General features: G+C 71.3%; 25 protein-coding genes. 12 read left to right on the plus strand and 13 right to left on the minus strand.

The features are described from left to right. Window positions 1–136: 136 nt before the first annotated feature. Window positions 137–1,114, plus strand: coding sequence for a YihY/virulence factor BrkB family protein (locus tag ACY34M_RS08985; protein WP_462716126.1), 978 nt, complete (start codon window positions 137–139; stop codon window positions 1,112–1,114). Here ACY34M_RS08985 and ACY34M_RS08990 read toward each other — a convergent pair. Then, complete coding sequence (locus ACY34M_RS08990) at window positions 1,101–2,339, minus strand: D-alanyl-D-alanine carboxypeptidase family protein (RefSeq protein WP_462716125.1); 1,239 nt, start codon at window positions 2,337–2,339, stop codon at window positions 1,101–1,103. The genes ACY34M_RS08985 and ACY34M_RS08990 overlap by 14 nt on opposite strands. Before the next feature lie 109 nt (window positions 2,340–2,448). Here ACY34M_RS08990 and ACY34M_RS08995 point away from each other — a divergent pair, with 109 nt between their 5' ends. Continuing rightward, window positions 2,449–2,691, plus strand: a complete 243-nt coding sequence (locus ACY34M_RS08995; RefSeq protein WP_462716124.1) for an SCO4848 family membrane protein — start codon at window positions 2,449–2,451, stop codon at window positions 2,689–2,691. Between the two features lie 12 nt (window positions 2,692–2,703). Further along, window positions 2,704–3,951, plus strand: coding sequence for a metallophosphoesterase (locus ACY34M_RS09000; protein ID WP_462716123.1), 1,248 nt, complete (start codon window positions 2,704–2,706; stop codon window positions 3,949–3,951). 6 nt (window positions 3,952–3,957) lie between these two features. Here the strand turns inward: ACY34M_RS09000 and ACY34M_RS09005 are convergent, their stop codons facing one another. The 9 genes from ACY34M_RS09005 to ACY34M_RS09045 form a co-directional block, all read right to left on the minus strand. Next, window positions 3,958–5,097, minus strand: coding sequence for a D-alanyl-D-alanine carboxypeptidase family protein (locus ACY34M_RS09005; RefSeq protein ID WP_462716122.1), 1,140 nt, complete (start codon window positions 5,095–5,097; stop codon window positions 3,958–3,960). Window positions 5,098–5,142: 45 nt separating this feature from the next. Next, the gene (locus ACY34M_RS09010) at window positions 5,143–5,868 is read right to left on the minus strand and encodes a TetR family transcriptional regulator (protein WP_462716600.1); all 726 of its coding nucleotides are present in this window, start codon (window positions 5,866–5,868) and stop codon (window positions 5,143–5,145) included. A 28-nt stretch (window positions 5,869–5,896) separates the two neighbouring features. Continuing rightward, the gene (locus ACY34M_RS09015) at window positions 5,897–6,436 is read right to left on the minus strand and encodes a thiol-disulfide oxidoreductase DCC family protein (protein WP_462716121.1); all 540 of its coding nucleotides are present in this window, start codon (window positions 6,434–6,436) and stop codon (window positions 5,897–5,899) included. After that, window positions 6,433–6,840: a hypothetical protein gene (locus ACY34M_RS09020; protein WP_462716120.1), complete on the minus strand. Its 408-nt coding sequence runs from the start codon at window positions 6,838–6,840 to the stop codon at window positions 6,433–6,435. The genes ACY34M_RS09015 and ACY34M_RS09020 overlap by 4 nt, the downstream gene beginning before the upstream one ends. A gap of 202 nt (window positions 6,841–7,042) precedes the next feature. Beyond that, window positions 7,043–7,819, minus strand: a complete 777-nt coding sequence (locus ACY34M_RS09025; RefSeq protein WP_462716119.1) for a succinate dehydrogenase iron-sulfur subunit — start codon at window positions 7,817–7,819, stop codon at window positions 7,043–7,045. Further along, window positions 7,819–9,573, minus strand: coding sequence for a succinate dehydrogenase flavoprotein subunit (gene sdhA, locus ACY34M_RS09030; protein ID WP_462716118.1), 1,755 nt, complete (start codon window positions 9,571–9,573; stop codon window positions 7,819–7,821). Before sdhA ends, ACY34M_RS09025 begins: the two co-directional genes overlap by 1 nt. Before the next feature lie 19 nt (window positions 9,574–9,592). Beyond that, entirely contained in the window at window positions 9,593–10,078 is a 486-nt protein-coding gene (locus tag ACY34M_RS09035) for a succinate dehydrogenase hydrophobic membrane anchor subunit (protein ID WP_462716117.1), read from the minus strand. Window positions 10,079–10,086: 8 nt separating this feature from the next. Then, a complete protein-coding gene (gene sdhC / locus ACY34M_RS09040) occupies window positions 10,087–10,467 on the minus strand; it encodes a succinate dehydrogenase, cytochrome b556 subunit (RefSeq protein ID WP_462716116.1) in 381 nt (126 codons plus the stop codon). Window positions 10,468–10,616: 149 nt separating this feature from the next. Next, a complete protein-coding gene (locus ACY34M_RS09045) occupies window positions 10,617–11,141 on the minus strand; it encodes a 2-oxo-4-hydroxy-4-carboxy-5-ureidoimidazoline decarboxylase (RefSeq protein ID WP_462724111.1) in 525 nt (174 codons plus the stop codon). A gap of 308 nt (window positions 11,142–11,449) precedes the next feature. Between ACY34M_RS09045 and ACY34M_RS09050 the strand changes: the two genes are divergently transcribed. From ACY34M_RS09050 to ACY34M_RS09060, 3 genes are all read left to right on the plus strand, one after another. Further along, window positions 11,450–13,021, plus strand: coding sequence for a beta-N-acetylhexosaminidase (locus ACY34M_RS09050; RefSeq protein WP_462716115.1), 1,572 nt, complete (start codon window positions 11,450–11,452; stop codon window positions 13,019–13,021). Between the two features lie 102 nt (window positions 13,022–13,123). Beyond that, a complete protein-coding gene (locus ACY34M_RS09055) occupies window positions 13,124–13,633 on the plus strand; it encodes a hypothetical protein (protein WP_462716114.1) in 510 nt (169 codons plus the stop codon). Between the two features lie 81 nt (window positions 13,634–13,714). After that, on the plus strand, window positions 13,715–14,281 hold the full coding sequence (locus ACY34M_RS09060) for a hypothetical protein (protein WP_462716113.1): 567 nt from the start codon (window positions 13,715–13,717) through the stop codon (window positions 14,279–14,281). A gap of 227 nt (window positions 14,282–14,508) precedes the next feature. On the opposite strand, the gene ACY34M_RS09065 is transcribed toward ACY34M_RS09060, so the two are convergent. After that, on the minus strand, window positions 14,509–16,986 hold the full coding sequence (locus tag ACY34M_RS09065; protein WP_462716112.1) for an N-acetylmuramoyl-L-alanine amidase: 2,478 nt from the start codon (window positions 16,984–16,986) through the stop codon (window positions 14,509–14,511). A 270-nt stretch (window positions 16,987–17,256) separates the two neighbouring features. On the opposite strand from ACY34M_RS09065, the gene ACY34M_RS09070 reads away from it, so the two are divergent. The 4 genes from ACY34M_RS09070 to ACY34M_RS09085 all read left to right on the plus strand — a co-directional run bounded on the left by ACY34M_RS09070 (window position 17,257) and on the right by ACY34M_RS09085 (window position 20,328). Then, window positions 17,257–17,844: an RNA polymerase sigma factor gene (locus tag ACY34M_RS09070; RefSeq protein WP_462716111.1), complete on the plus strand. Its 588-nt coding sequence runs from the start codon at window positions 17,257–17,259 to the stop codon at window positions 17,842–17,844. A 60-nt stretch (window positions 17,845–17,904) separates the two neighbouring features. Continuing rightward, window positions 17,905–18,189: a hypothetical protein gene (locus ACY34M_RS09075; protein ID WP_462716110.1), complete on the plus strand. Its 285-nt coding sequence runs from the start codon at window positions 17,905–17,907 to the stop codon at window positions 18,187–18,189. Between the two features lie 286 nt (window positions 18,190–18,475). Continuing rightward, window positions 18,476–19,162 carry an RNA polymerase sigma factor gene (locus ACY34M_RS09080; protein WP_462716598.1) on the plus strand — a complete coding sequence of 229 codons (687 nt, stop codon included), beginning with the start codon at window positions 18,476–18,478 and terminating at the stop codon, window positions 19,160–19,162. Further along, window positions 19,162–20,328 (plus strand): hypothetical protein, encoded by a 1,167-nt coding sequence (locus ACY34M_RS09085; protein WP_462716109.1) that lies wholly within the window; start codon window positions 19,162–19,164, stop codon window positions 20,326–20,328. Before ACY34M_RS09080 ends, ACY34M_RS09085 begins: the two co-directional genes overlap by 1 nt. A 210-nt stretch (window positions 20,329–20,538) precedes the next feature. Here the strand turns inward: ACY34M_RS09085 and ACY34M_RS09090 are convergent, their stop codons facing one another. Further along, a complete protein-coding gene (locus ACY34M_RS09090) occupies window positions 20,539–21,360 on the minus strand; it encodes a L,D-transpeptidase family protein (protein WP_462716108.1) in 822 nt (273 codons plus the stop codon). A gap of 255 nt (window positions 21,361–21,615) precedes the next feature. Here ACY34M_RS09090 and ACY34M_RS09095 point away from each other — a divergent pair, with 255 nt between their 5' ends. Further along, complete coding sequence (locus tag ACY34M_RS09095) at window positions 21,616–23,196, plus strand: acyl-CoA mutase large subunit family protein (RefSeq protein ID WP_462716107.1); 1,581 nt, start codon at window positions 21,616–21,618, stop codon at window positions 23,194–23,196. 312 nt (window positions 23,197–23,508) lie between these two features. Continuing rightward, the gene (leuE, locus tag ACY34M_RS09100; RefSeq protein ID WP_462716106.1) at window positions 23,509–24,165 is read left to right on the plus strand and encodes a leucine efflux protein LeuE; all 657 of its coding nucleotides are present in this window, start codon (window positions 23,509–23,511) and stop codon (window positions 24,163–24,165) included. Here the strand turns inward: leuE and ACY34M_RS09105 are convergent. Then, window positions 24,140–25,630, minus strand: coding sequence for an FAD-dependent monooxygenase (locus ACY34M_RS09105; protein WP_462716105.1), 1,491 nt, complete (start codon window positions 25,628–25,630; stop codon window positions 24,140–24,142). The two genes, leuE and ACY34M_RS09105, sit on opposite strands and share 26 nt — an antisense overlap. Between the last annotated feature and the right edge of the window lie 67 nt (window positions 25,631–25,697).

Genomic DNA, 25,697 nt, shown 5'->3' on the forward strand with positions numbered 1-25,697 from the left:
GGCCCCTCACTGGAACGGGTGATCGGAGAATGGGGGTGGCGCTCGTCACGGTCCTGCGGTTCCGTGGAACTCGAACCCTTGTCTTCCGCGCGCGTCGCCTCTGCATCGAGCCCGTCGACGAAGGCAGGCTGGGATCATGGACTGGCTGAAGAAACTCCCCGTTGTCGGGCCGCTGTTCGTCCGGCTGATGCGGACCCACGCCTGGCGCGCCTACGAGCGGCTGGACGAGGTCCGCTGGTCGCAGCTCGCCGCGGCGATGACATTCATCAGTTTCCTCGCGCTGTTCCCGCTGCTCACGGTGGCCGCGGCGGTCGCCGCCGGCACGATGGGCCCTGAGCAGCAGAGGAAGCTGGAGCAGAGTCTCAGCGACCAAGTGCCGGGCATCTCGAACCAGTTGGACATCGGCGCGCTCGTCGACAACGCGGGCACGATCGGGCTCGTCGCCGGAGCGCTGCTGCTGTTCACCGGTGTCGGCTGGGTCGGCTCGATGCGGCAGTGCCTGCGGGACGTGTGGGAGCTGCCCGATCCCGACGAGAACCCGATCCTGCGCAAGTTGCAGGACGCCGGGATCCTCGTCGGGCTCGGACTCGCGGGCATCGTGTCGATCGCGGCGTCCACCCTCGCCAACACGGCCGTCGACTGGACGGCCGACCAGATCGGCATCGACAAGGCGGGCTGGGGCGGCATACTGCTTCAGATCGCCGCCTTCGCGATCGCCGTCGTCGCGGACTTCCTGATCCTGCTCTACGTCCTGGCCCTGCTGCCCGGAGTGCAGCCGGGCCGCCGCGACCTGATCACCGCCGCGCTCATCGGCGCCGCGGGCTTCGAACTGCTGAAGGTGCTGCTCAGCGGCTATATGAAGGACGTCGCGGCGAAGAGCATGTACGGGGCGTTCGGCACCCCCGTGGCCCTCCTCCTGTGGATCAACTTCACGGCGAAGCTGCTGCTGTTCTGCGCGGCGTGGACGGCGACGGGCCGGGTCGGCCTGCGCAAGACGGAGGAGGAGACGGCCGAGGCGGAAGCGGAGGCGGAGGCCAAGGAGGCCGAGGCCAAGGAGGCGGAGGCCAAGGAGGCGGAGGCGGCGGAGGACGCCGAGGACGTCAGCCCTTCGTGATCTTCAGCGGCCACTTCTTGCGCACCACGTACACCGCGCCCGCCAGCACCACGAGCAACCCGCCCATGATCGCGAGCGCCACGCCGACGCCGCTGGAGCCGCCTGTCGTGACGGCTGCGTGCGCGGCCGGCTTGGCGGGTCCCGCGCCGCCGGGACCCGTGGACTTCGCGCCCTCCGGCGTCTTGCTCTTCGGAGTGACGAGATGACCGACGGGGGAGACCTTGCCGTCGGCCTGGAAACCCCAGTCGAAGAGGCGCGCGGTCTCCTTGTAGACGGCGTCGCTCTCCTTGGACTTGGGGTTCATGACGGTCACCAGCAGCACCCGGTTCCCGCGCTCGGCGACGCCCGTGAACGTGGCGCCCGCGTTCGTCGTGTTGCCGTTCTTCACGCCCGCGATGCCCTTGTACGCGGGCAGCGTCGGGGTGCCGGTGAGCAGTCGGTCGGTGTTCTGGATCCCGAAGCGCTTGGTGGTCTTCCCCTTCTTCTGCTTCATGGGGAACTCGGCGGTGGGCGTGGCGGCGTACTCCCGGAAGTCCGCCTTGTGCAGCCCGGAACGGGCGAACAGCGTCAGGTCGTACGCGGAGGAGTGCTGCCCCGGCATGTCGTAACCGTCGGGGCTGACGACGTGGGTGTCGCCCGCCTGCAGCTCGTCGGCGTGCGCCTGCATGTCCTTGACGGTCTGCGCGACGCCCTGGTTCATGGCGGACAGGACATGCACCGCGTCGTTGCCGGACCGCAGGAAGACGCCCAGCCACAGATCGTGCACGGAGTACGTGAAGCCCTCCTTGACGCCGACGAGGCTGGACCCCGCCCCCATCCCCGCCAGGTCGGAGGGCACCACCTTGTGCGTCGTCGTCTTCGGGAACTTCGGCAGCACGGTGTCCGCGAACAGCATCTTCAGCGTGGAGGCGGGCGGCAGCTCCCAGTGCGCGTTGTGCGAGGCGAGCACCTCGCCCGACTCGGCGTCCGCGACGAGCCACGACTTCGCCGTCAGCTCCTTCGGCAGGACCGGCGCGTCCCCCTTGAGGTTCACCTGCGTGCCCGGCTTCCCCAACTGGGCGCCGCCCACCTGTGACATCGACGCGGGCGGCTTGTCGCTCTTGTCCTTGTCCTTGTCCGCGGCGGCCGCCGGTAGCGCGCCGGCGAAGGTCAGGGCGGAGGCGGCGAACAGCACCGCGGCCTTCTTGAAGTGCGACGTCGGTCGCGCAGCGTGGGAGTCGGGCACGCTGGCGAACGTACCTGTACCTGCCCCGTAAGTCTCCACCGCTGCGTCCTGTGTCCGGTGCGACCCACCCCGGCGGCGGTGCGCGAAGCCTCGCGGCGATACTGAGGACATGAAGCTCAGCCGTCCCGTTTCCTGGTTCCTGCTCGCCTTCGGGGTGTGGAGCTGGGTCATCTGGATCACTTTCGTCAAAAACCTCGTCAAGGACGGCAGCGGCCTCGCCTTCGACGACGCCGGGGATCCGACCGCGTACTTCTGGGTGCACCTGACGCTCGCCGTCGTCTCCTTCGTATTGGGGACGATCGTCGGAGGCATTGGGTTGCGTTCGGTGCGTGCACTGCGTCGGACCTCATAGGCGTCCGGGCAGATGGTCGTCGTCTTCGTACTGATCGCGGTCGCCGTTCTCGCGGCGTTCGCAGGGTTGCACTACTACGCGTGGCGCCGTCTCGTGCGGGGCACGACGGCCAAGGGCGGATGGCCCAGACGCCTCGGCACCGTGGTGTTCGTCGCCGGTCCCCTCCTGGTGTTCGCCGCGCTGATCGCGGAGCGCACCGGGGCGCCGTTCCTGTTGCAGCAGGTGCTGGCCTGGCCCGGCTTCCTGTGGCTGGCGTTCGCGCTCTACCTGCTCCTCGCGCTGCTCGTGGGGGAGGTCGTACGCCCGCTGCTGCGGCGTTTCCTGGAACGCGGGCCGCGCGCCGCCACCGCCACCGCCAAGGAGGCCCCGGTCCGCGTCCCGGTGCCCGAGCTGCGGGAGCTGGAACCGGTGCCCGGCCTCGCGCCGGCGCCCGCGCCCACCCGCCGCCTCGTCCTCGCCAGGACCGTCGGCGCCGCCGCGACCGTGGCCGCCGCGGGCGTCGTGGCCGGCGGCGCGTACGGCGTGCTGCGCGGGCCGACGGTCAAGCGGGTCACCGTGCCGCTGGCCAAACTGCCGCGCGCGGCCCACGGGTTCAGGATCGCCGTGGTCAGCGACATCCACCTCGGGCCCGTGCTCGGCCGGGGCTTCGCCGAGCGCGTCGTCCACACCATCAACTCCACGCAGCCCGACCTGATCGCCGTCGTCGGCGACCTCGTCGACGGGACCGTGGAGGACCTCGCCCCGGCCGTCGCCCCGCTCGCCCGGCTCAGCGCCCGGCACGGGACGTACTTCGTCACCGGCAACCACGAGTACTTCTCCGGCGCCGACCCGTGGGTGGAGCACGTGCGCGAGCTGGGCCTGCGCCCGCTGGAGAACGCGCGCGTCGACATCGGCGCCTTCGACCTCGCGGGGGTCAACGACATCGCGGGCGACAGCTACGGCGAGGGCCCCGACTACGCGAAGGCGCTCGGCGACCGCGACACCTCGCACGCCTCCGTGCTCATGGCCCACCAGCCCGTGATGATCCACGAGGCGGTGAAGCACGGCGTCGACCTGCAACTGTCCGGGCACACCCACGGCGGGCAGCTGTGGCCCGGCAACTTCGTCGCGGGAGCCAGCAACCCCACCCTCGCGGGCCTCGACCGCTACGGCGACACACAGCTGTACGTCAGCCGGGGCGCGGGCGCCTGGGGGCCGCCGGTGCGGGTGGGCGCGCCCTCCGACATCACCGTGGTGCAGCTGGCATCCAAGCAGGCCTGACCCGCGTCACGCCTTCCTGCGGCGGCCCGTCGGCCTCGCGCGGCGGCGCAGGGCGAGCAGTCCGCCGCCCGCGAGCGCCACGAGGGCGGCGGAGCCGCCGAGCGCCCAGTCGTCGGCGCCCGAGCCGCCGGACGTGGTCGCGGGGGCGGGACCGGCGCCCGCCACGCCCGGCCTGCGCGTCGGCTTCGGCTGCTCGCTCAGCGGCGTGGCCAACTCGCCGACGGGGCGCACCTTGTCCGCCGCCCCGAACCCCCAGTCGAGCAGCGCGGCCGTCTCCTCGTACACCGCCTCGTAGCCCGCCTTCGGGTGCATCACGGTGACCAGGAGGGTGCGGCCGTCGCGGGTGGCGGCGCCGGTGAAGGTGTTGCCCGCGTGCGAGGTGTAGCCGTTCTTGACGCCGATGAGGCCCCGGTACGGGGCGACGCCCTGCCCGGTGAGCAGCCGGTCGGTGTTCTGGATCTGGAACGTCTTGGAGCCGCCCGCCGGGAAGTCGGCGACCTTGGTGGCGCAGTAGCCGCGGAAGTCGTCGTTCTTCAGGCCCGCGCGGGCGAACAGCGTCAGGTCGTACGCGGACGAGACCTGGCCCTTGTGGTCGAAGCCGTCCGGGCTGACGACGTGGGTGTCGTTCGCCTGGAGGTCCTTCGCGCGCGCCTGCATCTGCGCGACCGTCTTTTCGACGCCGCCGTTCATGTTCGCGAGCACGTGCACCGCGTCGTTCCCCGAGCGCAGGAACACGCCCTGCCACAACTGGTGCACGCTGTACGTCGTCCCGGCCTGGACGCCGACGAGGCTGGAGCCGAACGGTATGTCCGCGAGGTCCTCGGCCGTCACCTTGTGCTTCAGCGTGTGGTCGAACTTGGGCAGCACGGTGTCCGCGAACAGCATCTTCAGCGTGGAGGCCGGCGGCAGCCGACGGTGCCCGTTGTACGAGGCGAGCACCTCGCCGCTGTCGTTGTCGGCGATCAGCCAGGCCTTCGCGGCGAGCTTCGGCAGCTTCGGCGCCCCGGCCCGGTACCGGACCTGGAGGTTCGAGGCCGCCGAGGCGGACGGTGCGGGCAGGGCGACGGCCGCGGCCGCGCCCGCCCCGATACCGAGGGCGCTGCGGCGGCTGAACCGTGGAGAGGACGCTGAGGTGGTGCCGGGCATCCCGTGAAGGTACAGGCCAAAGGGCAGGTAAAGACCAGCGGGTCCCTATCGGCTCAGGGGCCGGGTCATCCCCGGCAGGAAGTCGACGAACAGTTCGTGCACCTCCAGGACGAGCGGCCGCAGCACCCGGAACCGGGCGAGGGCCACGCCCCGCGTCGTGAGGCGGGCGCCCCGGTCGGCGAGCCGGCGGCTGCGCTCACGCCCCTCGGAGCTGTCGAACACCCAGTACAGGACGAGCCCCATCTGGGACAGCCACATCAGCTCCGGCAGGATCTCCGCGAGTTCCGCGGGCACCTTGGCCCTGGACCCCGTGAGCACCTCGCGGTGCAGGTCGATCGCGGCCTCCCGGGCGTGCTTCGACTCGGCGGAGAACGGGCTGAGCGGGGAGTCCGGGTCCGCCGCGTTCTTGAAGAACTGGGCCGCGAACTCGTGGTACGGCTCCGCGATCTCCAGCCAGGCCCGCAGCACGCCCGCGAGCCGTGCCTGAAGGTCGGTCTCCGTGTCGAGCACCGACCGGACCGCCGCCTGGTGTTCGGCGGTGATCCGGTCGTAGAACCCCTGGATCAGGTGTTCCTTGCCCCCGAAGTAGTAGTACGCGTTGCCGACCGAGACCCCGGCCTCCTGGGCGATGGCCCGCATCGTGGTCTTGTCGTAGCCCCGCTCCCGGAACAGCCGCATCGCGGTCTCCAGGATGAGCGCCCGCGTCTGCTCGCTCTTCGCGGGCTTGTCGGGCTTGTCGGGCTTGGCCGGGGTGCCCGCGCTCTTCTTCAGGGGATCTTCTGCTGCCACGGTGCCGAGCCTAATCGCCCGCGCGGCAGCCGCTGTCGCAGCCGGGCGGCGCGTACCCGGAGCCGGGCGCCACGTAGTACCAGCCGCCGTTCGGGTCGTACGTCCAGCCGTCCTGCCGCCGGTACGCGCCGCCCCCGGCCTGCCGGGCCTGGTGCGTCTCGCGGTACTTGGCGGCGCCGAGCACGACCTGCTTGGCGACCTTCATCCCGGCGGGCGTCGCCATCCGGTGGGCGGTGGCCCGGTACTCGCGCAGCGCCCACATGCACACGACCCAGGCGGCGGATCCCCGGTAGACCTGGCCGCCGTCCCCGATCACGGTGATGTCGGCGAGCGTCGCGGCGTGGTCGAGGTGCGGCCAGCGGCGCCGCGCCTCGTCCGAGCCCGCGGGGACGAACTCCAGCGGCACCAGCTGCCGCTGCCGGGCGAGCCAGTTGTGCGCGAACGTGCACAGCGGGCACTGGGTGTCGTACAGGACCGTGAGCCGGCGGACCGGGACCACCCCCGTGGCGCCCCGGTCCGCCGCCTGTCCGGCCGCCGTCACGGCTGTCACGCCCCGCTCACCGGGGCGGCCCAGCCCTGCGGCGCGACCGGCGGCTGCTGCTCCCGCTCCAGGACGCCGCGCCGCCGGATCTTGCTGAGGACGTAGACGTTGCCGAGGTGCATCACGCCGAGCACGAGCAGGACGACGCCGAGCTTGGTGGACAGCGCCTCGAACACCTCGCGGGTGCTGGCGAGCTGTTCGTCGCCGCTCAGGTACAGGGCGACGAAGCCGAGGTTGACCAGGTAGAAGCCCACCACCAGAAGGTGGTTGACGGCATCGGCGAGCTTCTCGTTCCCGTGCAGCACATCGGCCAGGAAGACCCGGCCGTTGCGGCTCAGGGTGCGGGCCACCCAGATGGTCAGCCCGATGCTGACGACGAGGTAGACGACGTATGCGACGACTGTGAGGTCCATGCCCCACCCTCCTTGAACGCGTTCAAAAACGCTGACGGTGATGAATCTAGACCCGTTTTTGAACATGTTCAAGCGGGAGTCGTCGTACGTGACGGGGGTCTCAGAGGGAGGTTTGGAGGGAGGTCTCCACAGGGGGTGGAAAACGGCGAAGGCCCCGCTCCCGGAGGGGAGCGGGGCCTTCGGAGCCGTGCGGCTCGGAAGCTCAGTAGCGGCGCGTGATGAGCGCGCGCTTCACTTCCTGGATCGCCTTGGTGACCTCGATGCCACGCGGGCAGGCGTCCGTGCAGTTGAAGGTCGTGCGGCAACGCCACACACCGTCACGGTCGTTGAGGATCTCCAGGCGCTGCTCCCCGGCCTCGTCGCGCGAGTCGAAGATGAAGCGGTGGGCGTTCACGATGGCGGCAGGACCGAAGTACTGGCCGTCGTTCCAGAACACCGGGCAGGACGACGTGCACGCGGCGCACAGGATGCACTTGGTGGTGTCGTCGAAGCGGGCCCGGTCCTCGTCGGACTGGTGGCGCTCACGCGTCGGCTCGTTGCCCGTCGTGACGAGGAACGGCATGACGTCGCGGTACGCCTGGAAGAACGGGTCCATGTCCACGACCAGGTCCTTGAGGACCGTGAGGCCCTTGATGGCCTCGACCGTGATGGGCTTCTCGGGGTTGATGTCCTTGAGAAGCGTCTTGCAGGCAAGACGGTTCTTGCCGTTGATCCGCATCGCGTCGGAGCCGCAGATGCCGTGCGCGCAGGAGCGACGGAACGTCAGCGTGCCGTCCTGCTCCCACTTGATCTTGTGCAGCGCGTCGAGGACCCGCTCCTTGGGGTCCATCTCCAGCTGGAAGTCCTGCCAGTTCGACTCGTCGGAGACCTCCGAGTTGAAGCGGCGCACGCGCAGCGTGATCGTGATGTTCGGGGTGTCGGCGAAGCCGGGCTCGGGCGCGCCTGCCGCTTCCGCCTTGTCCATGGTCGGGGTAGCCATCAGTACTTACGCTCCATCGGCTGGTAGCGGGTCTGGACGACCGGCTTGTAGTCGAGACGGATGGACTCGGAGCCGTCGTCGCCGACCTCGCGGTACGCCATGGTGTGGCGCATGAAGTTGACGTCGTCGCGGTTCGGGAAGTCCTCGCGGTAGTGACCGCCGCGGGACTCCTTGCGGGCCAGGGCGGAGGTCGCCATGACCTCGGCCAGGTCGAGCAGGTTGCCCAGCTCGATGGCCTCGAGCAGGTCGGTGTTGAACCGCTTGCCCTTGTCCTGGACCGACACGTTCTTGTACCGCTCGCGCAGCTCGGCGATCTTCTCGACGGCCGTCTTGATCGTCTGCTCGGTGCGGAACACCATCACGTTGGCGTCCATGCACTCCTGCAGCTCGTTGCGGATCACCGCGACGTGCTCGGTGCCCTGCGAGTCGCGCAGCTGCTCGATCAGGTCCTCGACCAGCTTCGCCGGGTTCTCCGGCAGCTCGACGAACTCGGTCTTGTGCGCGAACTCGGCCGCCGCGATGCCCGCACGACGCCCGAAGACGTTGATGTCGAGCAGCGAGTTGGTGCCGAGGCGGTTGGCGCCGTGCACGGAGACACAGGCGACCTCGCCGGCCGCGTACAGGCCGGGGACGACGGTGGTGTTGTCCGCCAGGACCTCACCCTCGACGTTGGTCGGGATGCCGCCCATGGCGTAGTGCGCGGTCGGCTGGATCGGGATCGGGTCCGTGTAGGGCTCGATGCCGAGGTACGTACGCGCGAACTCGGTGATGTCCGGGAGCTTGGCGTCGAGCTGCTCCGGCGGGAGGTGCGTGAGGTCGAGGTAGACGTGGTCGCCCTCGGGACCGCAGCCGCGGCCCTCACGGATCTCCGTGTAGATGGAGCGGGACACGACGTCACGGGACGCGAGGTCCTTCATGACGGGCGCGTACTTCTCCATGAAGCGCTCGCCGTCCTTGTTGCGGAGGATGCCGCCCTCACCACGGGCGCCCTCCGTGAGAAGGATGCCCATGCGCCAGATGCCGGTCGGGTGGAACTGGAAGAACTCCATGTCCTCCAGCGGGATCCCGCGCCGGTAGCAGGCGGCCTGGCCGTCACCGGTCAGGGTGTGCGCGTTCGAGGTCACCTTGAAGAACTTGCCGGTGCCGCCGGACGCGTAGATGACCGACTTCGCCTGGAAGACGTGGATCTCGCCGGTGGCCAGCTCGTAGGCGACCACACCGGCGGACTTCTTGACGCCGTCTTCCTCGACGATCAGCTGGTCCAGGACGTAGAACTCGTTGAAGAACTCCACGCCCTCCTTCACGCAGTTCTGGTACAGCGTCTGAAGGATCATGTGGCCCGTGCGGTCCGCGGCGTAGCAGGACCGGCGGACCGGGGCCTCACCGTGGTTGCGGGAGTGACCGCCGAAGCGGCGCTGGTCGATGGTGCCGTTCGGGGTGCGGTTGAACGGCAGGCCCATCTTCTCCAGGTCGAGGACCGAGTCGATGGCCTCCTTCGCCAGGATCTCGGCGGCGTCCTGGTCGACCAGGTAGTCGCCGCCCTTGATCGTGTCGAAGGTGTGCCACTCCCAGTTGTCCTCCTCCACGTTGGCCAGCGCGGCGGCCATGCCGCCCTGCGCGGCGCCCGTGTGGGAGCGGGTGGGGTAGAGCTTGGTCAGCACGGCGGTGCGGCTGCGCTTCGTCGACTCGATGGCCGCACGCATGCCCGCGCCGCCGGCGCCGACGATGACGGTGTCGTACTTGTGAATCTTCACGATTTCGCTCGCCTCGGCTTTAACGGATGTTGGGGTCGAAGGTGAAGATCACCAGCGTGCCCAGCAGGACGGTGAAGACCGTCGCGGCGTACAGCAGGCCCTTCAGCCACATACGGGTGTTGGGGCGCTCGGCGTAGTCGTTGATCACGGTACGCAGGCCGTTGGCGCCGTGCAGCATCGCGAGCCACAGCATCAGCAGGTCCCAGCCCTGCCAGAACGGGGACGCCCAGCGGCCCGCGACGAACGCGAAGCCGATCTTGGAGACGCCGCCGTCGAGCACGAGCTGGATCAGCAGGTGGCCGAGGACCAGGACGACGAGGACGACACCCGACAGGCGCATGAACAGCCAGGCGATCATCTCGAAGTTGCCGCGCGTGGAGCGCGGGGTCTTCGAGGTGCGCTTGCGCGGCGGCTCGATGTACGGGGCCGGGTTGTCGACGTCGTAGAGGGAGACGCCCTCCACGGGGCCGACGCCGGAGTTCGCGGGGGTGGTGTCAGCAGACATGTCTGGCCTCAGCTCCCGAAGAGTGCGCGGACGGCGTGGCCGAGTACGGGGTAGAGAGCCCCGACCATCAGGACGATCCAGACGCCCATGACGGTCCAGAGCATCTGCTTCTGGTAGCGCGGGCCCTTCGACCAGAAGTCGACGGCGATCACACGCAGGCCGTTGAGCGCGTGGAAGAGAATCGCGGCCACGAGGCCGTATTCCAGAAGCGCGACGATCGGCGTCTTATAGGTACCAACGACATCGTCGTACGCCTCGGGGGAGACGCGGACGAGAGCGGTGTCCAGGACGTGCACGAACAGGAAGAAGAAAATGAGGACACCGGTGACTCGATGAGCCACCCACGACCACATGCCTTCCCGGCCGCGGTACAGCGTTCCAGCCGGCACGGAAGAACCCTCCGGGAGCGGGGACTAGGGCCGCGCCGGCTTCAGTGTCGGGCGAGCCCGGCCGGGTACGGTCCACCGGCCGCTCGTCATCGTATCGACGAGTTGTCGGGACACCCGCACGGGGGCCTTATGTGTGATCAAACAGGCAATCAAACAGGCACGTACGGGCTATTGATGCCGCTTTCCAGGCCGGTCGTCGGGCGGGTGAGCCGGGCGAGCCGGCCCCGGGCGAGTCGCCGCAGCTCCTCGGCGGCCAGCTCGCGCTCGTGCACCGGGTCGTGGCCGAGGCGGGTGCGCAGGCCCGCGAGCAGGTGGTCGAGGGCCTCGCTGGGTGCGATGTCGTCCAGGCAGATCACGAAGGGGTGGCCGAACCGGGCCTGGTAGGCGCTGTGGGCGGCGGCCAGCGCGGTGTTCGCGGCCGCGTACGCCGAGTAGCCCGAGTGTCCCGAGAACGCGGCGGGGTCGGGCGGCAGCACGAGGTCCTCGCCGGTCAGGGCCTCGGTGATGTCGGCCGGGGCGAGGTCGTAGGTCGCCTCGTCCGCCGCGGCGAGCAGCGCGTCCACGTCCGGGTAGGGGCGGTGCGCCGCGACCCGGCGTGCCCAGGCGTGGCTCCGGCAGCACGTGTGCAGCGTCCGCTCGGCCTCCTCCTGCGGCAGTGCGTTGAAGCGCGCCAGGCGTCCGGCGGTGCCGGATGCCGTGGCCCGGGCCGGTATGGGCAGACGGCCGGGAGTCTGGAGGGGGCTCAGCGGGGGCCTCCGGCGGCGGGGCTGGTGTGGTGGTTGTGGCGTAACGGTAGTCGGGGGTTGTCGTGAGTGTCCGGCGGATACGTGAAATTCACTCGGACGGGAGGGTTTGCGGGGATTGGGTGGACGGTACGCGCGAGCGCCACGCGGTGAAGCCGCAAACCGAGACCTCCCCGCGCCCCTGTGGATCCCCCGTTAACGTCGGCGGCGTACATGTCGGCTCGACGGGGGTCAGCGAGGTGTTCGTGGAGAAGCAGCGGCAGGCTCTGGTGGTCGTCGCCGCCGGGATCGTCCTGGTCACGGCCGCGGGGTGCTCGGACGGCGGCGGGTCTCCCTCCGACGGGAAGTCGGCGACGTCCGCGACGCCCTCGCCCACCCGTTCGTACCCGCTGTCCAAGCCCGCGCACACGATCCCCGAGGTACGCGACTTCACGCCCGCGCACGGGCCCGGCTGGAAGCCCGGCGGCGGCGAGGTCGTCGTGAAGGACGGCGACCTCGCCGACGAGGGGCGGCTCGTCGCGAAGGAGCTGGGCCTGACGTACGCGGGGTCCGGCGGGGACGCGGGATCCGGCGACGTCGAGCTGGCGATCGGCGGGAAGAGCGGGGCGAACCCGGAGTCGTACCGGATGACGGTGGAGAACGGGACCGTGCGGATCGTCGCGCCCAGCGACACCGGCGTGTTCTACGGGACGCGCACCCTCAAGCAGGAGGTGCACGGCGGGGCGAAGGCGCCCGAGGGCGTCACCGCGGACGAGCCCGGCAAGCCGCAGCGCGGGTTCAACCTGGACATCGCCCGCAAGCACTTCACGGCCGACTGGATCAAGGACCGGATCAAGGAGATCGGGGACCTCAAGTACAACCAGCTGGGCCTGCACTTCTCCGACGACCAGTCCTTCCGGATCGCGTCCGACTCGCATCCCGAGGTCGTCTCCAAGGAGCACCTCAGCAAGGCGCAGGTGAAGGACATCCTGCGGCTCGCCGCCGAGCGGCACATCACGGTCGTGCCGGAGATCGACTCGCCGGGGCACCTCGGCGCGGTGATCGCGGCGCACCCCGAGCTCCAGCTGCGCGACGCGAGCGGGGTGGCGGCGCGCGGCGCCGTGGACATCTCCAAGCCGGGCTCGGCGAAGATCGTCGACGATCTGCTGCGGGAGTACGCGAAGCTGTTCAAGGGCGCGTACTGGCATCTGGGTGCCGACGAGTACCGGGCGCTGATGAGCGAGAATCCCGAGACCTCCTTCCCGCAGCTCGCCGCCGCGGCGCGCGAGAAGTACGGGGCGAACGCCAAGGTGCAGGACCTCGCCCAGGGCTGGCTCAACGACCGGGCGAAGACCATGAAGCCCTACGACCGGAACCTGAAGGCCTGGAACGACGGGTTCTACAAGGGCGGGGTCGTCGACGCCGACAAGGGCATCGAGGTCGCCTACTGGACCGGCAAGGAGATCGGGGCGCGCGAGCCGCTCGAGTATCTGAGCCAGGGGCGGAAGGTGACGAACTACAACGACGAGTACATGTACTACGTCCTCGGCGAGCCCAACACCTTCGTCTATCCGACCGGTGAGCGGATCTACAAGAGCTGGACGCCGCGCGTGCTGCGCGGGACGAGCCCGGTGCCCGCGAAGTACGACGACCAGATCCTCGGCGGTTCCTTCGCCGTGTGGTGCGACATCTCGGGGGCGAAGACCCAGGCGCAGGTCGCACAGGGCATCCGGATGCCGCTGCGGGCCACCGCGCAGAAGCTGTGGGACCCGAAGAAGCCGGAGCTGAGCTGGCCCGAGTTCGCCGACCTGGCGAACAAGCTGGACGGCTGACCGCCCCGATCCGCCGTTCTGGTGGCGAAGTCCCTTATGGCTGTGGTCTATTCGGCCGCAGGTACGACGTATGGGGCATACACCGGGACGGGGGGATCGGGCATGGGCTACTGGGGCTACTACGTGGTCGCGAGAAGCGGGCAGCCGCTGGACAAGTGCGAGGCGCTGGGCGGCGTGCGCGAGGAGCTGACGCTCCTGGAGGAGCGGGCCGACGGCTGGCAGGTCTGGGAGTGCCCCGGTGGCGGCGAGCAGACGCGGGACGTGGGCAGCATGAACGCGCTGGCGGCGGAGACCGGGGCGCCCGCCCTGTTCGCCTACGTCATGGACTCGGTCTGCGCGGTCGTCGAGGCGGCCGGGCCAGGGAGCGGCGTCTGGACGGCGTGCCTGGGGCGCGCCGCGATGGCCGGGTACATCGGCGGCGACGAGCGGGCCCTGGAGGACTACTTCCTGCTGCCCGACGACGCCGCCGAGCGGGCCGTCGGCTGGGCCGCCGAGTGCGGCCGCGAGGTGCCCGCGGCGCCGCTCGCCGAGGTGCTGCGCTCGGCCGCGGAGCCCTCGGCGGAGGAGCTCTTCTTCCGGTTCCTCGACCGGCTCGGTGTGCGGGCGCTGTGACGATCCGCGCCGCCGGGGCGCAGTAAGTGCCGTAGGGGTCAAAGGGAACGACTGGGTCCGCGTACGAGGAGCGTTGCGTCCATGAGCCTGGTGGAACTGATCGCGCAGGCCGACGAGCGTGGCCTCGCCACGAGCGGGCTCGGCTGCCTCGACCGGTGCGTGCCGCTGCTCGGCGTCGGCGAGCCCGGCGCCCCCGCCGAGGACGTGCTGCGCCCGCTGTGGGCGAGCCTCGCCGAGGACGGCGCCGACTGGGGCGCGCGGCTCGTGGCGGCGCGCGACGAACTGGACGGGGCCGTCCCCCGGGGCGAGGCCGCGGATCTGGTGCGGCGGATGCTCGGCGCCGCACCCGAGCGGGCACGCGCCGACGCGTGGCGGGAGTGGGCCGACGCCTGCTCGGTGGCCGCGCTCCAGGTGCACCGGATGATCGACACGGCGGAGGACCGGGCGACCAGCGTGAGCGCGCGCCGCGAGGGCCGCACCGAGGGGATGTCGCCGCTGGTCGCGGCCGAACTGCGGCGCCAGACCCAGATCCTGGAACTGCTCGCGGGCGGCGGCGCGGCCGGACTGCGCCAGGCCCTGGTCGTCTCGACGGAGGGGCGCAGGGTGCTGCGGGCGGCCGTCTCGCGGCGCGAGCGGGGGCGGGGCTGACCCGCCGCGGCTGACCCGGCCCCCCCCGGTAGGCGGCCGGTGCACGCACCGGTGCCACGTGGTGGGCGACGGGTTCGGTGCTGGTCGGGGCGCTCGTCGCGGCGGTCGTGGTGAACGCGCCGCGGGCGCCGGGGCCCACGGGCACGGTGCGGGTGACCGGGGACCTCACGGCGAAGGCCGTGGAGGACTGAACGGCCCCCACGGCCCTCGACAGGACAACTGGCGCTCTACGGCGCCAGGTTGGTGCCCAGGCGTCCGGTGGCCGGGGTGCCCAGCGTCGCCTTGGTGAGGTTCTTCGTCGACGTCAGGCCGAGCCCGCCGGAATTGCTCGGCACGTACGTCAGCATGCCCTCGCCCGCGTTCTCGCCCGCCGAACCGATCACCAGGTCGGTGCGCCCGTACCCGGAGAGGTCGGTCAGGGCGACCGCCGAGCCGAGGTTGTCGTCCGTCTCGGTCGAGCCGGGGACGCCGCTGGTGTCCTGTGTGACGGAGAGCGCGCCGGTGCCGGTGATGCCGGTCGACGTGCCCTTCAGGAGGATCGAGTTGCCCGCGTTGGAGCGGTTCGACGTCCGGGTGATGTCCTCGTTCGGCGTGCCCGCGAGCACGTCCGCGTAGCCGTCCAGGTTGTAGTCGCCGACGGCGATCGAGGCGCCCATCGCGTCGCCCGCCTCCGCGGCCCCCGGCACGCCCGAGGTGTCCTGATGGACGGTCCTGGCGCCGGAAGTGGTCAGTCCGCCGGCCGTCGTGGCCGTGGGCAGGGAGCCCTTGACGAAGGTGACCTGGCCGCCCGCGGCGGCGCCGGACTCGGCGGTGTACGGCTGGCCGACGGCGATGTCGTCGATGCCGTCGCCGTTGATGTCGCCCGCGCCGATGGAGCGGCCGCCCTTGGTCGACAGGGTGGCGGCCTTGCGCAGTCCGCTCGCGCCGCCCTTGTACCAGACGACCCTGCCGATGCCGGTGCCGTCGCGGTAGTTGAGAGCGACGTCCGCGTAGCCGTCCTGGTTGAAGTCGCCGGACGCGGCGTCCGCGTAGGACAGGTTCGACTCGGTGGTGGTGATCGCCGAGTCGGCGTCCCAGCCGTCGCCGTAGCGGGCGCTCCAGGTGCCGCCGGTGCCGGTGGAGGCGGCGAACACGTCGGCCGTGCCGTCCGCGTTGAAGTCGCCGACGGCCACGGCGGAGCCGTACCTGGCGTTGGTCAGCTCGTAGCTGCCGTCCATGTTGACTCCGGTGCCGGAGGTGAAGTCCGGACCGTAGAGGATCGTGTACGCGCCGCGGTTGGAGTGCCCCGCGGTGTCGTCCTCGCCGGGCTGGCCGACGACGATGTCGGTGTGGCCGTCGCCGTTGATGTCGCCGGTGGCGGTGGCGGCGCCGAACTCGTCGCCGCTCTCGCCCGTGCCGGGCACGCCCGAACTCGACTGCGAGATCAGCTTCTTGCCGGTGGCCGTGGGCCCGGAGACGCTGCCGGGCACGAGGGCGATCTGGCCGCCGCTCGACCCCTTGGGCAGGCCCGCGACGATGTCGTCGGTGGCGTCACCGACGACGTTCTGGCTCGCCAGGGCGTGCGAGACGCCGGGGGCGGCGGCGAGGGTCGCGATCTGGCCCAGCTTCGGGTGCAGGTTCGCGCCGGGGCACGCCGTCTTGTTGGTGTCCTTGTGGCCGAAGACCCGCGGCAGGGTGATGTCCGTGCCGAGCGGGACCTTGTTGCCGTCCGTGTCGAGGTCGCCGTTGGACGTCAGCGTCACCTTGTCGGTCGCCTTGATGCCGTACTGGCCGAACTTCCAGGCGACGACGCGGGCGATGGAGTCGAGCGCGGCCCTGGTGGGCTTCGCCGACTCGAAGTTGCCGATGTACGAGATGCCGACGGTGTCCGTGTTGAAGCCGTAGTCGTGGGCCCCGTGCACCGGCAGGTCCATGCCGCCGGTGCGGCCCTCGAATATCTGGCCGCAGCGGTCGACCACGAAGTTGTAGCCGATGTCGTAGTAGCCCTTGCCGACGTGGTCCTGCTGGATCTCGCGCAGTCGCTGGGCGGTCTGCGCGCAGGGCACCTGGTTGTCCGAGTCCACTCCGGTGTGGTGCACGACGGCGGCCTTGATCTCCGTGTCGTACACGGGAGTTCCGTCGTGCGGGAGGCCGGGGCCCCACACCGACTGCGGGATGATCGTCGGCTTCACGACCGTCGAGGGGCGGGCCTCGGGAGGCGTCTCGTCGGAGGTGAACGCGGCGTTCTCGGCGCCGCCCTTGCGGGTTCCGGTGCCGGGGTCGATCAGCTTGACGTCCATCCCGGCCGGAAGCCCGGACGCCTTGCCGTCGGCGTCGACGACGCGCACCTCCACGCCGTCCGACGCGGCCTGCGTCGACACGGACGCGGTGCCGCCGCGGATGTCGGCGGCCTCGCGCTCGGCGCCGTCCGCGTCGTTCGTGTCCTTCGGCAGGGTGGTCCAGGAGCCCCACGTGCCGGACGCCGCGTCCCGCGCCCGGAACTGGGCCGTGCCGTCGATCCGGTCCTTCGGGTTCTTCCACGTCACCGACACGGCGTTGAACCGCTGCGTCGACTTCGGCGGCACGACCTTGCGGTCCGCCTTCGTCTCCAGGCTCAATGTGTGCACGGACGCGGCCCGGTACGCGGCGGTGCCCGCGTCCTGCGTACCGGGATCGGCCATCGCGTACGACACGACTCCGGCGCCGCCGACCACGACCGCCCCCATCGTGATCCACGCTCTCCGCTTGAGACTCAGCGGCCGGTACGCGTGCGATCTGCGCGCGTCCGCCGCCTTTTCTCGCGAATGTCGCGGGCTCAATTGCCCCACCCCTCGATGAAGTTCACACATATCCCGCGTGACACGCGGGTTGAATGCTCTATCCAGCGAACGACCGTTGAAAAACGTCACGGGTTGCACGGGTGTGGCGTACGTCACCACGCGGACTCTGTGACGTTTTTGTGGAGGGCGGCGCTGATCCGGTCAGGGGGTGACCGGTTGGGCCAGGGAGGGGAGTCCCGTCGTGCGCAGGCGCACGACGGGGAGCTGGGCGCCGCCGTCGCCCGGGCCCAGGAGGGCGACGAGGTGGCGTTCGCCGTCGCCTACCGGCTCGTACAGCCGGGGCTGCTCGGGTATCTGCGCGGGCTCGTGGGGGAGGAGGCGGAGGACGTCGCCTCCGACGCGTGGCTGGAGATAGCCCGCGACCTCGGCCGGTTCCGCGGGGACGGGGCCGGGTTCCGCGGCTGGACCGCGACCATCGCCCGGCACCGCGCGCTCGATCTGCTGCGCCGCCAGAAGGTGCGGCCGAGGCAGTCCGTCCTGGAGCAGGACGTGCTGGAACTGCCCGGCGGGCACAACACCGCCGAGCAGGCCCTCGAAGCCCTCTCCACCGAGCGTGCGCTCGCACTGCTCGACCTGCTGCCGCGCGACCAGCGCGAGGCCGTGCTGCTGCGGGTCGTCGTCGGGCTCGACGCGCCCGCCGCCGCGCGCGTCCTCGGCAAGCGGCCCGGAGCCGTGCGCACGGCGGCGTACCGGGGGCTCAGGCGGCTCGCCCGGCACCTCGGGGGCGGCGAAGGAGCGGAGTGAGCCGGGGAGCGGGCCCCGGGGTGTGACGGATCGCGGGGCGCGCACGCTGGGGGAGGCGAGATGACTGAGAAAACCCCGCCGCCGGGCGTCCCCGGCGGTGCCGGCCGCGTCGCCGACCGGGGCTCCGTCGCCGGCCGGGGCTCCGTCGGCGCGGTGCTGGCCGCCGCCGTGCGTGGCGGCGTCCCGCCGCCGGATGCCGAGGGTGAACTGCGGGCGCTCGCCGCGTTCCGCGAGGCCTGCGCCGCCGGGGCGCTCGCCGCGGCACCCCGCCGCCGTGACGACTGGCGCCCGCGCGGGCCGCGGCCGTCGCCTTCGTCACGGGAAACGGGCCTGGAGCCTTCGTAGGGGAAAACGGCCGGGAAACGGCTCGGAAAAGCGGGACGGCCGAGGTCGCCACCCCCCACAGGAGAGACCCCGGCCGCCGCGCGTTACGGGTCGCGAGCGGCCCGTACTTGTCTCAGCGTCGCGGGTGCGTTTTCTGTCACACCGCTCTGGAGCGCCGTTGGTTGTCTGTTGTACGAACATGGACGAGAGGACGTTTCAGGCCGTAGCGTTCTGGTTCGCGCCGGGCGCGCGCACCCGTTCATACGGCGCACACGGCTTCACGGCCAGAGCAGGGCAGGGGCAGGGAGTGCTGGGGGACGACGCGGAGCTGACCGCCGCGGTGCTTGCGGCGCAGGACGGGAGCGAGACCGCCTTCCGCACTGTGTACCGCACCGTGCACCCACGGCTGCTCGGATACGTACGCACACTCGTCGGCGATCCGGACGCGGAGGACGTCGCGTCGGAGGCCTGGCTGCAGATCGCCCGCGACATCGACCGCTTCGAGGGCGACGCCGACCGGTTCCGCGGCTGGGCCGCCCGGATCGCCCGCAACCGCGCGCTCGACCACATACGCATGCGGGGGCGCCGGCCCGCCATCGGCGGCGACGAGACCGAACTCACCGGCAAACCCGCGCTCTCCGACACCGCGGACGAGGCCATGGAATCCCTCGCCACCGGCGACACCATGGCGCTCATCTCCGAGCTCCCGCAGGATCAGGCCGAGGCCGTCGTGCTGCGCGTCGTCGTCGGGCTGGACGCGAAGAGCGCGGCCCAGACCCTCGGCAAACGGCCCGGCGCGGTACGCACCGCCGCGCACCGCGGCCTGAAACGGCTCGCCGAACTGCTCGGCGCCGCCGAGCCCACGGCGGCCGAGAACGCCGAGAGCTCCGCCGACTCTCTCGAAGCGGTCCCGACTCCACGGCGTGACCGCACTCGCACGACAACGTCCGCAGGTGTGACGCATTCGCGTACGCGGACGCAGAAGGACATGTGATGGCCGACGAGCACGACAAGTGGCTTAACCGCGACGCGGCGGACCGCCTGCTGCGCGGAGAGCCCCCGGCCGTCTCCGGTGACGCCGCCCTGCGGGCCGACCGGCTGGCCGCCGCGCTGCACGCGCTGGCCGAGGCCCCGGCCGGACCCGGAGGCGAACTGCCGGGCGAGGAAGCCGCCTTGAAGGCGTTCCGCGAGACGCGCGCGGTCACCGCGGTGAACGGCGCGGTGAGCGGGACCGCGAACGGCGCGTCGCGCGCCCGCCGCGCCGCCCGTCCCGGCCGGTCCGCCGCGAAGACGTCCGAGGGCCGCTCGCGCTGGGGGCGCCCCGCGCGGCTCGGCGTGGTCGCCGCGTTCGCCGCGTGCATGGTCGGCGGGGTCGCCGTCGCCGCGGGGACCGGGGTGCTGCCCTCGCCGTTCCACAAGGCGGACGAACCGGCGCCCGGCGCCTCCGTGTCCGCCGCGGCCAGCCCCGACCGGCCGCTCTCCTCGCCGTCCGCGGGGATCAAGGAGGACGGGCACGCGGTGCCCAGCCCCACGAAGCCGTCCGGTCCGCCCGACGGCCGTTCCGGCTCGCCCTCGCAGGACCCCGGCAAGGGCGTCCCGCGTGACGGCCGTACGTCCCACGAGCAGGGCCCCGGGCTGAACGTGCCGGGCGGCGGGGGCGCGAAGGTCCAGGGGCGCAGGCTCGCCGAGACCTGCCGCAAGTACCGGGGCGGGGAACTCGCGGCCGAGGACGTACAGCGCCTGGAGGCGTCCGCGAGAGTCGTCGGGCAGAGTCCACGGGCAGTGGGCCGCTTCTGCGACCGCGTCCTGGACCGGAACGGCGGTCCGGCCGGGCCGGCCGACAGGAGCACGTCGAACGACACGAACGGCACGGGCGAATACAGCACCAAGAGCGCCTCGGACGGCAAGAACGGCAAGGACGGCAACGGGAACGGCGGCAAGGGCGACAGCGAGGGCGAGGGTGACGGCGAGGACGCCGACCCGGGCAGCAGCACCACCCCGAGCGCGAGCGTCAGCCCCAGCGCGAGCGTCAGCCCCGACGCGAGCGTCAGCCCCGACGACGGCGGGAGCGCGAGCCCGAGTGCGAGCGTCAGTGCCAGCCCGACCGCGAGTGCCAGCCCGACCGCGAGCGCCGGCGTCAGCACCAGCCCAAGCTCTTGACCTGCGAAAACGCGATCCTCTGAAGGGTCGCGGTCGTGGGTGTGACGTTTCTGGCCGTCGCGACGCAGTAATAGATGTGCCGACTGGTCATCGGCCGCGCACGAGCCCGGGTTCCCCCCGTATCCGCGGCGTCGTGCCACTGGCGCGGGTGGGACACGTTCCCCCGGTCCCACCCGCGCCGTTCAACTTCTCACCGCCCGCTCCAGTGCCTCACCAGTAGACGACGACCTTGTCGCCCGTGCGGACCTGGGCGAACAGCCGCGCGATCTTCTGCTCGTCCTTGACGTTCACACAGCCGTGCGAGGCCCCCGCGTAGCCGCGCGCCGCGAAGTCCGACGAGTAGTGCACCGCCTGGCCGCCGCTGAAGAACATCGCGTACGGCATGGGGCTGTCGTAGAGCGTCGAGACGTGGTGCCGGGACTTGAAGGTGACGTGGAAGACGCCCTCGCGGGTCGGCGTGTACTGGGAGCCGAAGCGCACCTCCGTCGTCAGCACGCGTCTGCCGTCCACCATCCACGCCAGCGTGCGGCTGGTCTTGCTGACGCACAGCGCCCGCCCCGTCATGCAGCGCGGATCCGGCTTCGCCGGGGGCTGCCCACCGAACTGGTACAGCTCCCACTTGCCCGGCTCGTGCGTCATGTTCAGCAGGCGCTGCCAGGTCACGGTGTCCGTCTCACCCGTGCGCGGAAGGCCGCGCTTGCCCTGGAATCCCTTGACCGCGTCGGCGGTCACGTCGTCGTACGTGCCCGTGGGCCCGTTGTAGAGCCAGGCCACCTGGCGCAGCCGCGCCTGCAGTTCCCGTACGCCCTTGGAGCTGTCACCGGGGGAGAGGAGGACCTTGGGTGCGGGCGTCGGGGGCCCGGTGGGCTTGGCGTCGTCGGCGGGGGCCCTGGACGCGTCGGGGGCGGACGGCTCGGACGTCAGTGGCGGTGCGGCGCGCCCGCCGTCCTGCACCGCCTGTGCCCTGCACCCGACCGCCAGGGCCAGCACCCCGGTGACCGCGATCGATGAACGTAGGACAGCTGTCCGCATGACGTCCCCCCGCCTGCCGCGCCGCTCTCTCGTGTCACGACAGATGCTGCCCGCCTCCGAACGGGATCGAACTCGGTGCGGGGGCACCGTGACGCCGCGGGCAAACACGGGAAAGTCTGTGAGCAAGGTCCCAGCGCGGGGCTCTCCACTGGCCGCACGCCCGCCGCTACAGTCCGTCGCGAGGGTCGTTCACTACTGGCAAGTAATCAGCTTTTCATCGGCAAGCATCGGCAAGTCATCGCTGGAGGCACAACCATGGCGCGCGAATCCGAGTCCGGACTGCCCATCGAGCCGGTCTACGGCCCGTCGGCTCTGGAGGGCTGGGACCCGGATCAGAAGCTGGGTGAACCGGGCGCCTACCCCTTCACGCGCGGTGTCTACCCGACGATGTACACGGGCCGCCCGTGGACGATGCGGCAGTACGCCGGGTTCGGCACGGCCACCGAGTCCAACGCCCGCTACAAGCAGCTCATCGCGAACGGCACGATGGGCCTGTCCGTCGCCTTCGACCTGCCGACCCAGATGGGCCACGACAGCGACGCCCCGATCGCCTCCGGCGAGGTCGGCAAGGTCGGCGTCGCGATCGACTCCATCGACGACATGCGCGTCCTGTTCGGGGGCATCCCGCTGGAGAAGGTCTCCACGTCGATGACAATCAACGCCCCGGCCGCGCTGCTGCTGCTGATGTACCAACTCGTGGGCGAGGAGCAGGGGGTGCCGGCCGACAAGCTCACCGGCACCATCCAGAACGACGTGCTCAAGGAGTACATCGCCCGCGGCACCTACATCTTCCCGCCCAAGCCCTCGCTGCGGCTGATCGCGGACATCTTCAAGTACTGCAAGGCCGAGATCCCGAAGTGGAACACCATCTCGATCTCCGGCTACCACATGGCCGAGGCCGGTGCCTCGCCCGCGCAGGAGATCGCCTTCACGCTCGCCGACGGCATCGAGTACGTCCGCACGGCCGTCGCGGCCGGCATGGACGTCGACGACTTCGCGCCGCGCCTGTCGTTCTTCTTCGTCGCTCGTACGACGATCCTGGAGGAGGTCGCCAAGTTCCGCGCGGCGCGCAGGATTTGGGCGAAGGTGATGAAGGAGGAGTTCGGCGCCAAGAACCCCAAGTCGCTGATGCTCCGCTTCCACACGCAGACCGCGGGCGTGCAGCTCACCGCCCAGCAGCCCGAGGTGAACCTGGTGCGCGTCGCCGTCCAGGGCCTCGGCGCCGTCCTCGGCGGCACGCAGTCGCTGCACACGAACTCCTTCGACGAGGCGATCGCGCTCCCCACCGACAAGTCCGCCCGCCTGGCCCTGCGCACGCAGCAGGTCCTCGCGTACGAGACCGACGTGACGGCGACGGTGGACCCGTTCGCGGGCAGCTACGTCGTCGAGAGCATGACGGACGACGTGGAGGCCGCCGCCCTCGAACTCATGGAGAAGGTCGAGGAGTTGGGCGGCGCGGTCAACGCGATCGAGCGCGGCTTCCAGAAGAGCGAGATCGAGCGCTCCGCCTACCAGATCGCGCAGGAGACCGACTCCGGCGAGCGCGTCGTGGTCGGCGTCAACCGCTACCAGCTCGACGGGGAGGAGCCCTACGAGCCGCACCGGGTCGACCCGGCCATCGAGGCCCAGCAGGCGGAGCGCCTGGCGAAGCTGCGGGCCGAGCGGGACCAGGACGCGGTCGACACGGCGCTCGCCGCGCTGAAGAAGGCGGCCGAGGGCGAGGACAACGTCCTCTACCCGATGAAGGACGCGCTGCGCGCCCGCGCGACGGTCGGTGAGGTGTGTGACGCGCTCCGCGGGATCTGGGGGGCGTACGTACCGTCGGACACCTTCTGACGGTCCCGGTGTGGGTCGGGGTGGGCCCCGTGCTCCTGGTGCGCGGCGCCGGGGCCGGGCTCACGGGGCTCTGCCCCGGACCCCGCGCCTCAATCGCCGGCGGGGCTTGATTTGGCTCGCCTTGAGCGCCCCGGCGGCGGCTGGGCACACCAAGCCCCTGCGGCGATTGAGCAGCGGGGTCCGGGGCAGAGCCCCGATCTTTTCAGCCCCGCCGGCGATTGAGGCGCGGGGTCCTGGGCGGAGCCCGAGGGCGGGTGTCCGGAATTCGGGCCCTGTGGGCGGTGGGCCGGGCGGTCGTGCGAGACTCCCGCCATGCTGGGTGTCATCGATCTTCCGACCTATCTCGCGGGCCTCGCCCTGATCATCCTCCTTCCGGGGCCGAACTCGCTGTACGTGCTGTCCGTCGGCGCCCGCCGCGGCATACGCACCGGCTACAAGGCGGCCGCGGGCGTCTGGTGCGGTGACACCGTCCTGATGACCCTCTCCGCCGCCGGGGTCGCCTCCCTGCTCCAGGCCAACGCCCTGATCTTCGGGATCGTGAAGTACCTGGGCGCCGGCTATCTCACCTGGCTCGCGATCGGCATGATGCGGGCCGCGTGGAGCATGTGGCGCAGCCGCAAGGAGCGGCTCGCGGCCGAGAGCGGCGCCGCCGAGGAGGAGCCCGCCCAGGAGCGGCCCTTCCGCCGCGCCTTCGTGATCAGCCTCCTGAATCCCAAGGCGATCCTGTTCTTCATCGCCTTCTTCGTGCAGTTCGTCGACCCCTCCTACGCGTACCCCGCTCTGTCCTTCGTGGTCCTCGGTGCCTTCGCGCAGGCGGCCAGTGTGCTCTACCTGTCGGCGCTGATCTTCAGCGGCATGAAGCTCTCCGCCGCCTTCCGCCGCCGCAAGCGCCTCTCGGCGGGCGCGACCTCGGCCGCCGGTGTCCTGTTCCTGGGCTTCGCGGTCAAGCTGTCGCTGGCGAGCGCCTAGCCACGCCGATCCGCGCCAGGTACTCCTCCACCCCCTGAGCCGTCCGGCCGGCCCACGCCACATAGCCGTCCGGCCGGACCAGGAACACGCCCCGGCCGTACGCCTCGTGCGACGGGATGTGCGCCGTGCGGAGGGAATCGCCCTCCAGGGCCGGGAGTTCGGGCTCCGTGCCCACCGTGCCCACCGTGAGCAGCGTCCAGTGCGGGCCCCGGAACGCGTCGAAGAGGCGGATCCCGGCTCCCCGGCCGTCCGGGGCCCGGTCGCCCGCCCGCAGCGCGTCGGCCGGGAGGGCGGGGCGGGTCTCCCGGCTCAGCGTCGACTCCCGGTAGCCGATCCCCAGCTGCTGCACCTCGCTGCCGCGCCGCGTGGGCGTGCCCGCGGTGCTCGCCCGGTGGATGCGGGTGCTGATGCCGAGGATGCCGGCCGCCACCGGTATCCGCTCCTCCTCGTAGGTGTCCAGCAGCGCGGGCGGCGCCCCGGCCAGTACCGCCGCCAGCTTCCAGCCCAGGTTGTACGCGTCCTGCACGCTCGTGTTCAGACCCTGGCCGCCGGCCGGGGAGTGGATGTGCGCCGCGTCGCCCGCGAGGAAGACCCGGCCCACCCGGAAGCGGTCGGCCATCGCCGCCCGCGCCCGGAAGTCCGAGGCCCACAGCACCTCGGCGACATGCTTCGCCGACAGCGCCGTGCGGGTCGCGAGGAGTTTCGTCACCGCGTCCGGTGACGTGTCCACCACTGCCGTCTCGTCCGCGAACTGGGCCGCCAGCTGGAAGACCCGGCCGCCGCCCCTCTCCCCGTCCGACGGCAGGGGGCAGAACGCCACCGTGCCCTCCGGTGCCTTGGGCCACACATGCCAGTGCGTGTCCGGAAGTGGTGCGTCGTCCGTGATCCGCACGTCCGCCACCAGCATCGGCTTCGCGTCCACCGTCTCCCCGGTCATGCCGACGCCGAGCGCCCTGCGGACCGTGGACCTGCCGCCGTCGGCCGCCACCGCGTACCGCGCCCGCACCGCCGAGCCGTCCTCGAACGTCGCCGTCACCCCGGCCGCGTCCTGCGCCAGACCGCTCAGCGCGGCGCCGAAGCGGACCTCGCCGCCCAGCTCCCGCAGCCGCGCGTACAGCACCTCCTGCGTACGGGCCTGCGGTATCAGCCAGCCCTCCGACCACGGGATCTGCTCGGTCGGCTCGGAGCGCTCCACCATGTCCCACTCCTGGCCAGGCTCCGCGCCCTCCCAGATCCGCATCTTCGGGTACCGCGTCCCCGCCGCGTGGATCGCGTCCAGCACCCCGAGGTCGTACAGCACCTCCTGGGTGCGCGGCTGCAGGCCCTTGCCGCGCGAGCCGGGGAAAAGACCGTCGGCCCGCTCGGCCAGCAGCGCCCGCGTCCCGCGCCGCGCCAGGTCCACCGCGAGTGCCAGGCCCGTCGGGCCCGCGCCCACGATCAGTACGTCCGTCGTCTCCACGCTCATCCCCATCACTCTCCTTAACGCCGTTAAGTTCGATGGATCGAGCATGGCCTTAACGGCGTTAAACTGT

The organism is Streptomyces sp. EDA2-14, from assembly GCF_054963755.1.